Source organism: Paenibacillus macerans (assembly GCF_050565405.1).
In the GTDB taxonomy this organism is placed as follows: domain Bacteria; phylum Bacillota; class Bacilli; order Paenibacillales; family Paenibacillaceae; genus Fontibacillus; species Fontibacillus macerans_B.
In genome coordinates, this window is the sequence record NZ_JBNYYG010000018.1 from 41,552 (window position 1) to 55,712 (window position 14,161).

Annotated in this window: 16 protein-coding genes; all 16 read left to right on the forward strand. The window is 59.3% G+C overall.

Going from position 1 to position 14,161, the window contains the following annotated elements; genetic code table 11:
* Window positions 1-17: 17 nt before the first annotated feature.
* Complete coding sequence (locus ACQ4N8_RS13120; protein WP_430704820.1) at window positions 18-749, forward strand: sugar phosphate nucleotidyltransferase; 732 nt, start codon at window positions 18-20, stop codon at window positions 747-749.
* A 218-nt stretch (window positions 750-967) separates the two neighbouring features.
* Window positions 968-2,176 carry a GT-D fold domain-containing glycosyltransferase gene (locus ACQ4N8_RS13125; RefSeq protein ID WP_430704821.1) on the forward strand — a complete coding sequence of 403 codons (1,209 nt, stop codon included), beginning with the start codon at window positions 968-970 and terminating at the stop codon, window positions 2,174-2,176.
* Window positions 2,177-2,180: 4 nt separating this feature from the next.
* Window positions 2,181-3,560 carry a glycosyltransferase family 2 protein gene (locus tag ACQ4N8_RS13130; RefSeq protein WP_430704822.1) on the forward strand — a complete coding sequence of 460 codons (1,380 nt, stop codon included), beginning with the start codon at window positions 2,181-2,183 and terminating at the stop codon, window positions 3,558-3,560.
* A 117-nt stretch (window positions 3,561-3,677) separates the two neighbouring features.
* Entirely contained in the window at window positions 3,678-3,965 is a 288-nt protein-coding gene (locus tag ACQ4N8_RS13135) for a nucleoside-diphosphate sugar epimerase (protein ID WP_430704823.1), read from the forward strand.
* Window positions 3,966-3,990: 25 nt separating this feature from the next.
* Window positions 3,991-4,362 (forward strand): restriction endonuclease subunit S, encoded by a 372-nt coding sequence (locus ACQ4N8_RS13140; protein ID WP_430704824.1) that lies wholly within the window; start codon window positions 3,991-3,993, stop codon window positions 4,360-4,362.
* Complete coding sequence (locus tag ACQ4N8_RS13145) at window positions 4,359-4,661, forward strand: hypothetical protein (protein WP_430704825.1); 303 nt, start codon at window positions 4,359-4,361, stop codon at window positions 4,659-4,661. Before ACQ4N8_RS13140 ends, ACQ4N8_RS13145 begins: the two co-directional genes overlap by 4 nt.
* 3 nt (window positions 4,662-4,664) lie before the next feature.
* A complete protein-coding gene (locus ACQ4N8_RS13150) occupies window positions 4,665-5,033 on the forward strand; it encodes a hypothetical protein (RefSeq protein WP_430704826.1) in 369 nt (122 codons plus the stop codon).
* A 209-nt stretch (window positions 5,034-5,242) separates the two neighbouring features.
* Window positions 5,243-6,337: a CgeB family protein gene (locus ACQ4N8_RS13155; protein ID WP_430704827.1), complete on the forward strand. Its 1,095-nt coding sequence runs from the start codon at window positions 5,243-5,245 to the stop codon at window positions 6,335-6,337.
* Between the two features lie 29 nt (window positions 6,338-6,366).
* A complete protein-coding gene (locus ACQ4N8_RS13160; RefSeq protein WP_430704828.1) occupies window positions 6,367-7,491 on the forward strand; it encodes a CgeB family protein in 1,125 nt (374 codons plus the stop codon).
* 62 nt (window positions 7,492-7,553) lie between these two features.
* Complete coding sequence (locus ACQ4N8_RS13165) at window positions 7,554-9,029, forward strand: glycosyltransferase family 4 protein (RefSeq protein WP_430704829.1); 1,476 nt, start codon at window positions 7,554-7,556, stop codon at window positions 9,027-9,029.
* 4 nt (window positions 9,030-9,033) lie between these two features.
* Window positions 9,034-10,125, forward strand: coding sequence for a non-hydrolyzing UDP-N-acetylglucosamine 2-epimerase (gene wecB, locus ACQ4N8_RS13170; RefSeq protein ID WP_430704830.1), 1,092 nt, complete (start codon window positions 9,034-9,036; stop codon window positions 10,123-10,125).
* Window positions 10,118-11,104, forward strand: a complete 987-nt coding sequence (locus tag ACQ4N8_RS13175) for a polysaccharide biosynthesis protein (protein WP_430704831.1) — start codon at window positions 10,118-10,120, stop codon at window positions 11,102-11,104. The genes wecB and ACQ4N8_RS13175 overlap by 8 nt, the downstream gene beginning before the upstream one ends.
* Complete coding sequence (locus ACQ4N8_RS13180) at window positions 11,101-11,931, forward strand: dTDP-4-dehydrorhamnose reductase family protein (protein ID WP_430704832.1); 831 nt, start codon at window positions 11,101-11,103, stop codon at window positions 11,929-11,931. Before ACQ4N8_RS13175 ends, ACQ4N8_RS13180 begins: the two co-directional genes overlap by 4 nt.
* Complete coding sequence (locus ACQ4N8_RS13185; protein ID WP_430704833.1) at window positions 11,924-12,853, forward strand: NAD-dependent epimerase/dehydratase family protein; 930 nt, start codon at window positions 11,924-11,926, stop codon at window positions 12,851-12,853. The genes ACQ4N8_RS13180 and ACQ4N8_RS13185 overlap by 8 nt, the downstream gene beginning before the upstream one ends.
* Window positions 12,850-13,560 (forward strand): glycosyltransferase, encoded by a 711-nt coding sequence (locus ACQ4N8_RS13190; protein WP_430704834.1) that lies wholly within the window; start codon window positions 12,850-12,852, stop codon window positions 13,558-13,560. The genes ACQ4N8_RS13185 and ACQ4N8_RS13190 overlap by 4 nt, the downstream gene beginning before the upstream one ends.
* Before the next feature lie 127 nt (window positions 13,561-13,687).
* Window positions 13,688-14,095, forward strand: a complete 408-nt coding sequence (locus ACQ4N8_RS13195) for a hypothetical protein (RefSeq protein WP_430704835.1) — start codon at window positions 13,688-13,690, stop codon at window positions 14,093-14,095.
* Window positions 14,096-14,161: the final 66 nt, after the last annotated feature.

The following is a 14,161-nucleotide window of genomic DNA, read 5'->3' on the forward strand; positions in this document are numbered from 1 at the left end:
ATTGGGGAGGAGAGTTCATGAAAGGTGTGATTTTGGCGGGGGGCACCGGAACGCGTCTATACCCGCTGACCCGATTAATCAACAAGCACCTGCTTCCGGTCGGGAGCCATCCGATGGTCTGTTACGGCATAGAACGGCTGCGTCAAGCCGGAATCACCGACATCCTCATCGTCATCGGCAAGCAGTCCGCCGGATTGTACGCGGATTTCCTCGGGAGCGGCGAAAATTTCGGCGTAAATCTCACGTATCGCGTCCAGGAGTCGGCCGGCGGGATTGCCGAGGCGCTGGAGCTTGCCGAAGGGTTTATTCCGTCCGGCGAGAAGTTCGTCGTATTGCTCGGCGACAATTTGTTTTTGGACGACTTGACCCCTTATGTGGAAAAGTTTGAACAGCAGCCGCCGGGAAGCGCCCGAGTCATGCTGAAGCCGGTGGACGATCCGCGGCGGTACGGCGTGCCGGTATTCGATACCGAGGATCCGAACCTTATCGCTTATATCGAGGAGAAACCGCAAAAACCGAAGTCGAGATACTCGGTTACCGGCATTTACATGTACGATGACGCCGTATTCGGCATGATCCGCAGCATCAGCCGTTCCGCCCGCGGGGAGCTGGAGATCACGGACGTGAATAACCGCTATGCCGAGGACGGCAAGCTGGAGTTCGACGTGCTCAAGCTTTGGTGGGGGGATGCCGGCACCTTGGAATCGCTGCAGGAGGCCGTCAATCACATGAAAGGCGTACTTCCCTAAACGTGCGTGTTCAAAAAGTCGGAATTTCAGGACCGAGAAGGTTGGATGAAGCTAGGGAATGAGTAGCGGAGCGTAGACAGATCTACGTGAGCAACGGAAGTCCCGGCTGAATTCAAGATTCGACGTCGAATCCACTTTAGGAATTGCTTCGTCATGGAAAGACGACTTTTTGAACAACCTCTAAACGTTCCGAGTTTTGTGGAAAGGAGGAGCGGGACATGGCGAGATACGGACATAAATCCGGCACGTCCCGACGATCCCGGCGTAAGCCGGGCGCGTTCGGGGCGGCGTCGGGGGCCGGACGTCCGGCCGGGCGGAGGCCGCGCAAGGCAGTCCTCCGGATGAAAGGCGGAGGCGCTGCCTCCAAGCGGATGAAGCGCCGTCTTCGCCCGCCCGCGGTCCCGCGCCGGCGGAAGGGCGGCCGAGGAGCGGCGACGGCAACGAATCCGCCCGGATTTGCGCCGCCTCCGCCTCCGCAGCCCCTGCCCGCATCCGATCAGGCCGCCCCGGCCAATGTCTTCATGCCGGATGCGGCAGAAATACCCGCGGCCGTTTGGGATGCGGCGGCGGTGGAGGGCGTACGAGCCGCCGCGTATGAGGAAGGCCGCCGGGAGGGCATGTTCGACGGCGGAGAGGCTAAGTTGGGCCGATTGATTCCCCGCCACATGCTGCTGCCCGAGCTGACCGTCGACGATGTGATCGCCGCCGGCTTCCGTTCCGTCTCCGGGCTGCTGCACCCGCTGCTCACGCCGGAGGCCGTGTATGCAGCGGCCGCCGAAGCGCTGCGGGAGGGCCGCCCGATGTCCATCGTCCGCCTCGGCGACGGGGAACTGCTCACGCTGGCGCACGGCACGGTATTGCCCGCGGAGGAGGCGATGCGCTGGGGCGCGTTTTTGCCTTACGCGGGCGTGCAGCTGCCGGATGCGGGCGCCCGCGAGGCCTTGGCGGACGCCGTGTGCGCGGCCGATATCGTCGGGGTGCCGGAATCCCGGCATCCGTCCTATCAAGGGCTGCTGTTCCCGGTGCTGCGGCACTTCGGGATCGATTACCGCGGGCTGCGCCTGACTACCTCGACCGTCAATTACGAACTGAACGACGGCGGGTACCTGGCTAGACTGCTGAAGGGCCGCCGCCTGCTGCTGATCGGCAATCAGGCGCAGGAGCTTGCGGAATTCTTCATGCAGCGCGGAATGCCGGTTGCCGGCTGGCTGGCTCCAGTTCAGGGCGTGGCCGACGTGCCGGCGATCCTGGAACGGGCCCGCGAATACCGCGATTTCGATCTTGCGCTGGTTTCGGCCGGCGTGGGTGCAGTAATGATCTGCGCTCGCCTGGCCCGGGAACTAGGCAAGGTAACGCTGGATCTGGGCCATCTGGCCAATAAGCTGATTCTAGGAGAAGCGGTTCTGCCGCTGGTCGGGGAGGTGTAATATGATGCAAATGGAAAGGAAGCTAACAGCAACATCGCAACGCCGGAGCGTTCCGCCGTCCGTTCCCCCCGTCCGGCAGGAACGTTCCCGCTTGCTGTTCGAACGAGGGTATGCCGACGGTTACGACCATGGCGTCCGGGAAGGCCTCCGGACGTTCGGCGCCGGCCTTGAGGGAACGAGCATCATCATTCCGACCTATAATCGAAAGGCCCTGCTGCTCGAATGCCTGGACAGCATCGAGGCCCATACTTCGTTGCCCTACGAGATCATCGTCGTCGACAACGGCTCGGAGGACGGAACGGCGGAGGAGGTGCGGCGGAGGCGCGGCCGGATTCGCCTGACGGTACATCCGCGGAATCTGGGATTTGCCCGGGCGATCAATTCCGGGTTAATGATGGCCAAAGGACATACGATCGTACTGCTGAACAATGATGTGCTGGTGACGGAACGTTGGCTCGACCAACTGCTGAACTGCTTGCGGGGATTTCCGGATGCCGCAGCGGCGGGTCCGGTGACGAATTATATCAGCGGCGAGCAACTGATCGACGTGCCTTACGAGAACGTCGCGGAGATGCCGGCCTTCGCCGCCGCGCATAATGCAGCGGATCCCCGGAAATGGCGGATGACCGATCGGCTGGTCGGCTTTTGCGTTGCGTTTCCGCGCAGCACGTTCGAGCAAATCGGTTATTTCGACGAAGGTTACGAAATCGGCAATTACGAGGACGACGACTGGGTCGCCCGCCTGCGGCTTCAGGGGAAACGGATGGTTATCGCCGGGGACACCTTCGTCCATCACTATGGCAGCATGACGATGAAGGGGCTTGGACAGCAAGGCTTTACCGACGTGAATGCCCGAAACCACGACTTTTTCCGCGAAAAGTGGGGGGAATTGCAGGGCCTGTATCCGCGGTCGGCCGGTTGGCGAACGGGAGGTGCGCTGCGGTCGGCCGATTTCTTCCCGACCCATGTCTTGGTCAAAGGCTGGTCGTCGACGGTGTATTGGCTGGAGCAAGGCATTCGGCACCCGGTTTCCCCGGACGCGGGGCAGGCGGGAAGCGATACCGGCGCAACCGGGTTTCCGTTACCGGCGACGCGCCTGTCGGTGCTGGATTTGCTCCAGTTGCCGCAGGGTCCGGTCCGCTCGCAAGGAGGACTTCCCGTTCGGCCCGGCTCCGGCCTGACTGACGGGGCCGTCGTTCGCGGCAGCGACGGGCGGTTGTACCAAATCGACCGGGGGCTCCGCCGGGAGATCGTGTCCGAGTACGCGCTGGGGACGTGGGGGCTCGCGGCTTCGGAGGAAGCGGTGCCGGAAGGCGTACTTTCGGCATATCCGGAGGGCTTGCCTATTTTGCCCCCTCCGCGATTGCTGAACGATGATTTATAGGCGGTCCGCGCTTGGAACGCGCTCATCCGCAGCGGCATATGCTATTGCAGGGCATCAGTCGGGCAGGTTCTTGGCTATAGCGCCAGAGCGGAGTGCCCCTATTTAGGAGGAATCAGGGTGGAGCAAAAAATTACGGAGATCATCGTCCACATGGCCCACTCCCACCAGCAGATGGCGCGGGTGCTTGACGCCGAGCGGCAGGTCGCCGTGCGCATGGCGCAGATCGTTCACGCCATTCCCGACGCCGGGCCCGCGTTTGAAGGAATGCCCGGCATCTTGGAGAATACGGGCCGGATCAACAAAAGCGTGATCTCCTATTTAAATGCCATAGCCGACCTTCAGGAGGCGATGGCGGAAAATTTGGGCTTAGTCATGAAGGAATTGAAAGGCCACGAAGAAGAGTGAACCTTCGGAAGCGGGGTATGATGCCATGAGCAGGGAGCAGGCTTATTTGCGCATGTTGGATGCGGCTGCCCAAATCCAGTGGAACGTTGCGATGATACTGGAGGCGAAGGCGGTCGAATCCGAGAAGGTGCGCAACTGGATATTGAATCATGTGCTGGAGAGCGGTTTCGAGGATCATGAAAAACAGCTGTCTGACCCGCTGGACGTTCACGAACAGCTCGTGGAGGTCGTCGAAGGCTTGACCAAGCTGCAAAACGGATTGTGCAGCAACCTGAAAACGGTGCTGTCGACCGAGGAGGAGGAAGCCGGCGGCGATGGCGGGCTCGGCGGACTGGACGGCGGGTTTGGCGGATTATTCGGCGGCGGAGGTTTTGATCTGGAGGATTCAAGCAAATGACGATGCCTCTCCAAGCCGGCGAAGAAGCCAAACTCCGGCTTATCGATTCGATCAGCCAAAGCCAGCAGGCAATGGCGCGGATTCTCGGCAGCCTGGCCGACGTGACCGAACTGTCCGGAGAAACGGCCAGGCAGCTTGCGGGCAATATCGAAAAGTTGACGAAATATCAGGAAGCGATGGCCCGCACCGTCTGCGGGTTAACTTTTCATCGCATTCATTATGGAACTCCTTCGTCGCCCTGGATTATGGACGCTTGTTATGACGCATACGACGCCGCCCGAGGAGAACAGGAGGATTAAGTGATGGCCAAAACGAAACTCCGGCGCACCCGCCGGGTGAAATCGCGCACCCTGCGCAAGGTGCGGTCAGGCAAGAAGCGGAAACTGTCCCTGAAACGAGGGCGTAAAACGGGCATCGTCCGCCGTAAACGGAGCAAAATCGTGCGGAAGCTGCGCCCGCGCCGCCGCAAAAGAAGACTCAGACTCCGGCGCGTGATCGTGCCGGTTCCCGCAGCACCGGCTCCCGTAGCCGAAGCGGCGCCGATCCAGGTGGCCGAGGACCCGGCCGCCTATGATCAGGCTTACAACGATGCTTATCAGGAAGGCTTCAACAGCGGGTTTTCCCAAGGTTACGAGGATGGCCATAAGCTGGCCTACAAAGAGCAAATCTAGCAAGCGACGAACCGCCGCCGGACATACCGGCGGCGGTTTTTTGCGTCGCTCGGGTGCCGCGATGGCGGATTTGGGCACGGGCTGCCGTCTCGTAACGGCATTCGCCAATTTATCAGGCGGGCGGGTAGTCGTCCATGATGCACGTGTCCCCTCGGCATATATTTATTAAGACCCAGGAAATCCGCAAAGATAGAATCCACGAAGATAGGATGAAGAACTTGAAGAGAGATGAGGAAAATCGCTACAGCGAAGCTTATAAGGCCGGGTACGACGAGGGACGGCGCTACGGCGGTTGCCGGGCCGTGCTCGAACGGGTTCCGCTCCCCTCCCGTCCGAAACGAAACTTGCGGGTGCTGTACGTCCCGCAGGGGTTTGACGCGATCGATGCAGGGGTCGAATACGCGCTTGCGGAGCTGACGGACGCCTGCATCGTAGCCTCGCCGGATACGATGCTGCAGGAGGCGGAGCTCCACCGTCCCGATCTGGTGCTGGTGATGAATTCGCTTCATGTGTTTCCGGAAGGCCATGCCTCGCAGGTAGAACGAATCCGGGAGATGGGCATCCGGACGGCCGTATGGTTTGTCGACGACCCGTATTTTACCGATGATACGATACCGCTGGCCCCCTGCTACGACGTGGTATTCACGCACGAAATCGAATGCGTGCCCCTGTACCGTTCCATCGGATGCCCGGAAGTGTACCATCTCCCGCTTGCCGCCAATCCGCATGTGTTCCGTCCCGTTCCGGCGAAGCCGGAGTACCGGTACGATGTGTGTTTCATCGGCAATGCCTTTTGGAACCGGGTGGATTTGTTTGAACGTTTGGTCTCCTTTCTGGAGGACAAACGAGTGCTGATCGCCGGAGGGCATTGGGAACGATTGCCTCACTTCGAGCAGTATTCGCCATTTATCCGGCAGGGCTGGGTTCCCGCAGAGGAAACGGTCAATTATTACAACTCCTCCAAGATCGTGCTGAACATCCACCGCCCCACGCAGGCGGGTCAAGACAACCGGAACGGCCGCGATACGCCCGGGGGATCGATCAATCCCCGGACCTATGAGATCGCCGGCTGCGGCGCATTCCAACTTACCGATGTCCGCAAGGATTTGGTTGCCTACTACCATCCCGGATACGACATCGAAACGTTCCAGGACATCGAGGAGCTGGAGTCCAAAATCCGGTATTACCTGGAACATGAGGAGGAGCGGCGGCTCATTGCCTGGCGCTCTCTTTGGACGACGCGGTCGGTGCATACCTATGCGGATCGCGTTGCCAGATTGCTGGAAATGATGGTGAAGAGTTAGCTTCGAACTATGACAAAAGGAGTGACAGTATGATCACAGAGGAAGCGGCAGCGATGGTGCATCAAGAAATGCTTACCCCGACGGAGCGCGGCAGAGCCGATGGACTTCGCGACGGGCATGACGAGGGGTATCTGAGAGGGAGGGCCAACGTCATCGTAAACCGCGAACGGCCGGCGTTTCCGGTTCGGAATCTGAAGGTGCTTTACGTAGGCTCGGGAAAAGGTTTCCCTTATGCCCCGCTCGATGAAGCCGTCATGACGACGCTTCGCACCTTAACGACCGAGTTGATTGCCGCCGTACCGCACGATCCGATTCCGGAGCTGGCGGCGCGTCATAAACCGGATCTCTTATTGGCGCTTGACGGTTTGGAGCTGCCGGCGGATTACGTCGACGCCGTGCGGGCCATGGGCATACCGACCGCCGTATGGTTCACGGACGATCCCTATTACACGGATATAACGGTTCCCCTTTCGCCCCATTACGATTATGTATTCACGCTGGAGCGGAATTGCATCGAGCCTTATCTCGCGGCCGGTTGCAGTCATGTCCACTATTTGCCCTTCGCCGCTTATCCGGAGCATTACCGTCCGACGCTGATACAATCCAAGGTCCGCAGGACGCTAAGCTTTATCGGCTCGGCCTACTGGAACCGAGTGCATTATCTGCGTCCGGTCATGGCCCCGCTCATGGAGCAAGGGCTGCTGATCAACGGCATCTGGTGGGATCGCCTGCCGGAATTTCCGATCTATGCGGACCGGATCGAGCTTGGCAAATGGATGGGACCGGTGGAGACGGCCGAGGTTTACAGCGGCTCGAAGGTCATTATAAACCTCCATCGCTCTCCGTTAGATGGGGACGTCAACAACAACGGGGCCGGTATCCTTGCGGCTTCTCCCAACCCCCGGACCTTTGAAATATCGGCGTGCGCCACGCTGCAGCTGGTGGATGCGCGCGATGACCTCGCTTCTTTTTATACGCCGGGGGAAGAGATCGAGACCTTTTCCACGCCGGAAGAACTGGTCGACAAGACGCGCTTCTACCTGACCCACGAGAAGGAAAGAAGAGAGATTGCGCTGCGCGCGCTGGAACGGACCCTTCGGGACCACACCTACGGCAATCGGCTGAATGAGCTGTTGAACGTGATCTTCGGCTGACGTGCGAAAGAAAGCGGAGGGCCCGATAGCGGACAGTATCATATCAAGCGAAGGAGAGGGCAATGGTGCCGGGTAGAAAGAAGCTGATGTTGTTTTCGCACGTGTGCAACACGAGAAATGTGACAGGTGCCGAAAAGCTGCTGCTATTTTGCGCGAGAAGGCTGACGGCCCATTACGACTGCACGATCGTGGTCCCCCGGCAAGGGAGCCTGACGGTGCTGGCAAAGCGATACGGAATCCGCACCTTGGTCTGCGGAAATGAATTGCTATACGGCATGTGCTCCCCGTACGCCGGACTTTCGAACGATTTTACTGCCGTCACCCGGAGCGAGGCGGTGCGGATCACGACGGAACTGCTGTCCCGGGAGCGCCCCGATGCCGTCTTCGTGAATTCCAGCGTGAACGTCTCGCCGGCCATTGCGGCCAAACAGCTGGGCATTCCGGTCGTCTGGCAGATTACCGAAGTCATCGCGGACAACGACTTTACCCCGGGGGCCGTCGAAATCGTCGACAGATACGGCGACTTGATCATCGGGATCTCCCATTCGGTGTTAAGCCCTTTTCAGGGAAGCCCGGCCGAAGGCAAGACGGTTCTGCTGTATCCTTCTTGGAATCCCGAAGATATGCATCCCGAGTCGTGGCCGGCGCTGCGCCGGCACAAAAGGAAACTGTGGAACGTCAAGCCTTCCGAGACGCTGGTCGGGTATATTTCCTCCTATCTCATCCCGGAGAAGGGAGCCGATCATTTTCTCGAAGCGGCGCTGAAGCTGGCGGAGCCATTCAAGGAGACGCGGTTCGTTGTGATAGGCGCGGAAATCCATCACGAATATTACCGCGATCTCCAGCGGATGGTTCAAGCGTCTCCCTACAAGGAACGCTTTATCTTCGCCAACTTCGAAGACCATGTCGAAGCGGCTTTCTGCGCGATGGATATCGTGATTATCCCGGGAATTTTGCCGGAGGGATTCGGACTCACCGCGCTGGAGGCGATGGTGACCGGCAAACCGGTGGTCGCCTATGCCTCGGGGGGACTGCGCGAAATATTGGAAGCGACGGGGAACGCGCACTATTTGGTCCCGACGCGGGATACCGCCGGGATCGCGGCAAGATGCGCCGAGCTGTTGTCCTTGCCGGAGCTGGCGAACGGCGTGGGGGTAAACAACCAACTGCAGGCGGAGGCCTTGTTCGGCCCGGCGGTTTACGAGCAGCGCCTGCTCGGGCTTGTTGAACGCATGCAGGGGCTGGCGGGGAGCATCGTGGCGCTGCCCGAACCGGCTAATCCGCCCGCGGCGGAGGCGGATTTCCGCTCCGTTGCGGAATTGCCGGCCGCCGCGGCACCGGCTTCCCCGGGCGATAAAGCATCGCGCCCTAGGCGGGCGGCGAGACAACGCCGCAGCAAAGCTCGAGCCGGCAAGAGATCCCATGCCCGCGGCTTGAAGCGGCGGCGCAAATCGGTCCGGCGCCCTGCTCTCCGGCGGCGGCTGGCGAGTACCGGCTCCCGACGAACACGAAAACGCCGTAAGGCTGCAAGGAGATGAGACATTGAAAATCATGACGATACTGGGGACCAGGCCGGAGATCATCCGTCTGAGCCTGATCATACCTTTGCTAGACCGGTGGGCCGACAAGCATGTGCTGGTCCATACGGGACAAAACTTCACGGCCAGCCTCAGCGACGTATTTTTTCAGGAGCTTGGCGTCAGGCAGCCGGATTATGTGTTTCAGGACCATCAAATGACGCTCGGCGGGCAGCTTTCCGCCATGTTTGCCCAAATGGAACGCATTTTGGACCAGGAGCGCCCGGACCGCGTGTTGCTGCTGGGAGATACGAACAGCGCGCTGTGCGCCGTCCTGGCCGAACGGCTCGGGTACCCGGTCATCCATATGGAGGCGGGCAACCGCTGCTTCGATCTGGAGGTTCCCGAAGAGAAAAACCGGAAAGTGATCGATGCGGTTTCGACGATCAATATGCCCTATACCCAGCAAAGCAAAAATCACTTGCTGGCGGAAGGCGTCCCCAGCCGGCGCATCGTGTTGACCGGCAATCCGATTTATGAAGTCATGAAGCATTACGAACGGCAAATCGACGCCAGCGATATTTTGCAGCGTTTGGGTTTGCGGGAGGGAGATTATTACCTCGTGACGGCGCACCGCGCCGAAAACGTCGATCGGCCCCGGTCCCTGCACGAAATCATGGAGGGACTGAACCGGGTAGCCGCCGCTTCCTCGCGCCGGTTGATCTGCAGCATCCATCCGCGCACGAAATCCCGGATCGAGCGGGATTTGAAGCTGAAAATGAATCCCTTGGTCGAATTCCATGAACCGTTTGGTTTTTTCGATTTCGTGAAGCTGGAAAAGCACGCGCTTTGCGCTTTGACGGACAGCGGCACGGTGCAGGAGGAGTGCTGCATCATGCGGGTGCCGACCGTGACGATTCGCCGGACCACCGAACGGCCCGAAACGATCGATTGCGGCAGCAATGTCGTCTCGGGCATCGATGCCGGGGCGATCGCCGGGGCGGCGGAGATGATGGCCGGCATGGAGCGCACATGGCCTTGTCCCGACGGATACCTCGAGGAGAAGGTTTCGCAAAAGGTGGTCAAATTTGTGCTTGGAGGGAAGCTAAATGTTTAAGGATCAAGTCATTCTCGTTACCGGGGGGACGGGGTCGTGGGGGTATGAGCTCATCCGGCAGCTGTTGCCCCAGGAGCCGAAGGAGATCATCGTATATTCCCGGGGGGAAGCTGCCCAGGTCGCGATGAGCCGCACCTTCGAAGACAAGCGGCTGACGTTCCGCATCGGCGACATTCGCGACAAAGAAGCGCTCATGGCCGCGTGCCGGAACGTGGATATCGTCTATCATCTTGCGGCCCTGAAGCATGTCCCGGTTTGCGAGGAGCAGCCCGGCGAGGCGCTGAAGACGAATGTGCTGGGCACGCAAAACGTTATTGAAGCCGCGATCGAAAACAAGGTCAAGAAAGTGATGTACATCTCCACCGACAAAGCGGCCAACCCGTCGAATTTTTACGGGATGACCAAGGCGATCGGCGAGAAGCTGGTCGTTTACGCCAACCTGCTCCAAAACGACACCCGATTCGTGTGCATCCGCGGCGGAAATGTGCTTGGGACCAACGGCAGCGTCATCCACTTGTTCAAGCAGCAGGTCCGCGAGAAGCACGAGGTCCGGATCACCGATATGGAGATGACCCGCTTCTTCTTTACGATGCCGGAAGCCGTCCAATTGCTGTTCAAGGCGTCGCGGGAAAGCGTTGGCGGCGAAATCTTCGTGATGCTGATGCCTACCTGCCGGATCGTGGAGCTGGCTGAAGTGATCATCGAAGCCTACGCCACGCAAGAGGTAACGATCGTCGAATCGGGCATTCGCCCCGGGGAACGGATCCACGAGCTGCTGCTCAGCGAATACGAAAGCCGTACGACCGTAGTGTACGACCATGAATATTTGGTGATCCTCCCCGCGCTGGAAATACCGGGCTTGCAGGAGCGGTACGGGAATCTGCCGCGTGTTTCCTTCGGGGAGCTGAGCTCGGAGCACCATTTGATGAACAAGGAAGCGATCCGCGATCTGCTTGCCAGAGGAGGATTCCTTACATGAAAATCTTGGTCCTCGGGGGAAGCGGGATGGCCGGGCATGTGCTGGTCCGGTACTTTCGCGAACAGGGTAAGCATCAGGTGTTCTATACCTCCCGCGATACCTCCGACCCGGAGTCGTTGATCCTCGACGTCACCGATATGCTTGCCGTCGATCAGGCGGTACAGCTCGTCCGGCCGGATTTGATCGTCAATGCGGTGGGAGTGCTCAACCAGTTTGCCGATCGGGACAAAATCATGGCTTACCATATCAACGGGTTCCTACCCCATCGCCTGCGGCATCTGGCGGACAAAGTGAAGGCGAAGCTGATTCATATCAGCACCGACTGCGTCTTTTCGGGAGACCGCGGCAACTACCGGGAGGACGACCAACCTGACGGGGTTACCACGTATGCGCTCACCAAAACGTTGGGGGAGGTGCGGGACGAAGGGCACCTGACCATCCGCACTTCGATCATCGGACCGGAAATTCGTCCGGACGGGATCGGATTGTTCCATTGGTTCATGAGCCAGGAAGGCAAGGTGGGCGGTTATCGGCGGGTCAAATGGAACGGCGTCACGACGCTGCAGCTGGCCAAGGCCGTCGAGGCGCTGATGGATCGCCCGGTGTCCGGGCTGATCCACCTGGCCCATACCGAGATCGTCAGCAAATACGAAATGCTGCAGATGTTCAGTGAAATCTGGGGAAAGACCAACGTCGAAATCGAGCCGGACGACGGTCCCGCGATCGACCGGACGCTGGTAAGTACCCGAACGGAAGCCGCCGTCCCCCTCCCTTCTTTCCGGCAAATGTTGGAGGAGATGGCGGATTGGATGAAACGGCATGGCTGACGAAGCGACGGTCCTGATCACGGGTGCGGCCGGCTTCGTCGGCCGGCACGCCGGCCGTCGTTTCGCCGCCAAAGGGTATCGCGTTATCGCGGCGGTGCGAAGCGAAGCCGGGGTTCCCGCGGCGGAAGGAACGGAGTGTTATGTTTGCGATTTGACGGACAAACGGCTGGTCAGGGAAATGATCGCCCGGACAAGGCCGCAGTATGTGCTGCATTTAGGCGGCAAAAACTCGGTCCCGGATTCCTGGTCCGAACCGCTTTATTATATAGAAAGCAATGTGATGACGACTCTGCATGTGCTTGACGCGCTGCACGCTTGCGGAATCAAGGATTCCCGCGTGCTGGTCGCCGGCTCCCGGCTCAAGTTCGGGCTTCATGCCCCGCTCCGCCCCACTCATCCCTACGGATTAAGCAAGTCCCTTCAGGAGGTTGCGGCCCTGGCTTGGGGGCAACTGTTCCGGCTCGGCGTCATGATCGCCGAGCCGGGAAACTTGATCGGATCCGGCCCGTCGACGGGTGTTTGCTCCCTGCTTGCCCGTCATATCGTCCGCATGGAACGCGGGGAATCTCCCCCTGCCTTCTCGCTCACGAAGGCCAACGAACGGCGTGATTTTCTGGATGTACGCGATGCGGTGGACGCTTTTGAGCTGCTGCTGAGGAAAGGGGCGGACGGCGGAGTTTATCCGGTATGCTCCGGACGGGAGCGAAGCTTGGCCGAGCTGATGGCCGGATTCGGCAAGCTGACGGATGCGGATCTGAATGTCCGAGTCGGCCCTGAAGAAGGGGAGCCCTCTTCGGCCGACGCTGCCCCCGCACAGCCGCAGGCCTTATGGTCTATGGGGTGGCATGCCGCAGTTCCCTGGGAACAATCGCTGCGCGATATTCTGGACTATTTCCGCAAGGAGGGAAATCTTTCGCCATGAACCCGAAGGTAAGCATTATTATTCCGTTTTACAACTGTCCCTATATCGAGCAAGCCGTGCAAAGCGCTTTGGATCAGACTTATCCGAATAAGGAAATCATCGTCGTCGACGACGGTTCAACCATCCATGCCGAACGTTTAGCCCCTTACCGGAATCATGTTTACTATTTGGGCAAGGCCAACGGAGGAACGGCATCCGCGCTGAATCACGGGATCCGCCATGCCTCCGGGGATTACATCGCCTGGCTTAGCTCGGACGATCTGTTCCACCCGGACAAAATCACCACCCAGCTTCATTTCATGCGGGAGCAAGGCGCGGAGATCTCCCACACCAACTTCAATTACATCGACGTGCACGGCCATGCGACGCAATACCATGCCGGCATGACGCCGCTAGGGATGAGGGAGTTGGCGAACACGTTTTACAGCGGCAATCCGGTCAACGGCTGTACCGTGATGATCCGTCGCAGCTTGATCGAGCGTGTCGGCTTGTTCGACGAAGGCCTGCCCTATACGCATGATTACGATTTATGGCACCGGGTCCTGCTATCCCGGGCGTCTTTTCCTTATCTCAATATTGCATTGACCTCGTACCGGCGGCATACGGGGATGGGGACGCTGCGGCATCAAGCGGCCATTTCGGCGGAAATCGTCTATCTCCAAAACCGCTACAGGGCGGCTTTGACGCATCTGATTGCCACTTCGTAAACCGCAGATTGAGTCTATCAGCCTTGATAGAATCTAAAATGAGCGGGTATCTTGAGCAAGTTGTCTATACGAAAAACACTTCTTAATCATAACCTGTACTAGATTACAAGAAGGTGGTGAATAAGAGATGGGTGTTTTTCTTGACGCTAGAAGCTCCGTCAACTCCAACCAGCCCGGCTTTCCCGGTACTCCGCTTACGGATACTCCCGCTTTGTTCGGGATTATCGGTCTGCAGACGCAAAACGTGCCTAATCCAATCGTCATTCTGCAAGGGGTTATAGGCATCTTGGGAGACGTCGGCGACACATTCACGATCGAAATCGTCCGCGGTGCGACGTATGCTCCCGCCAATGTCATCTTTACCCTCGACAGCGTCGTCAGTGATGCGGCGTCGACGCAAGTCACTGCATTCGTGGCTGCCGACTTGCTTGCTCCTGCTGCCCCGGAAACCGTGTACACTTCCTTCATTTCCGGTGCTACGACAGCCGTGCGCAACGGCCCGGAAGCTTTCACAGGCATTGCCCAACAGGGTTAGGTCATGCTGAGAAAACCTGCCTCGGGGTGACCCGGGCAGGTTTTCCTGCTAAACAAGGGCAGATAG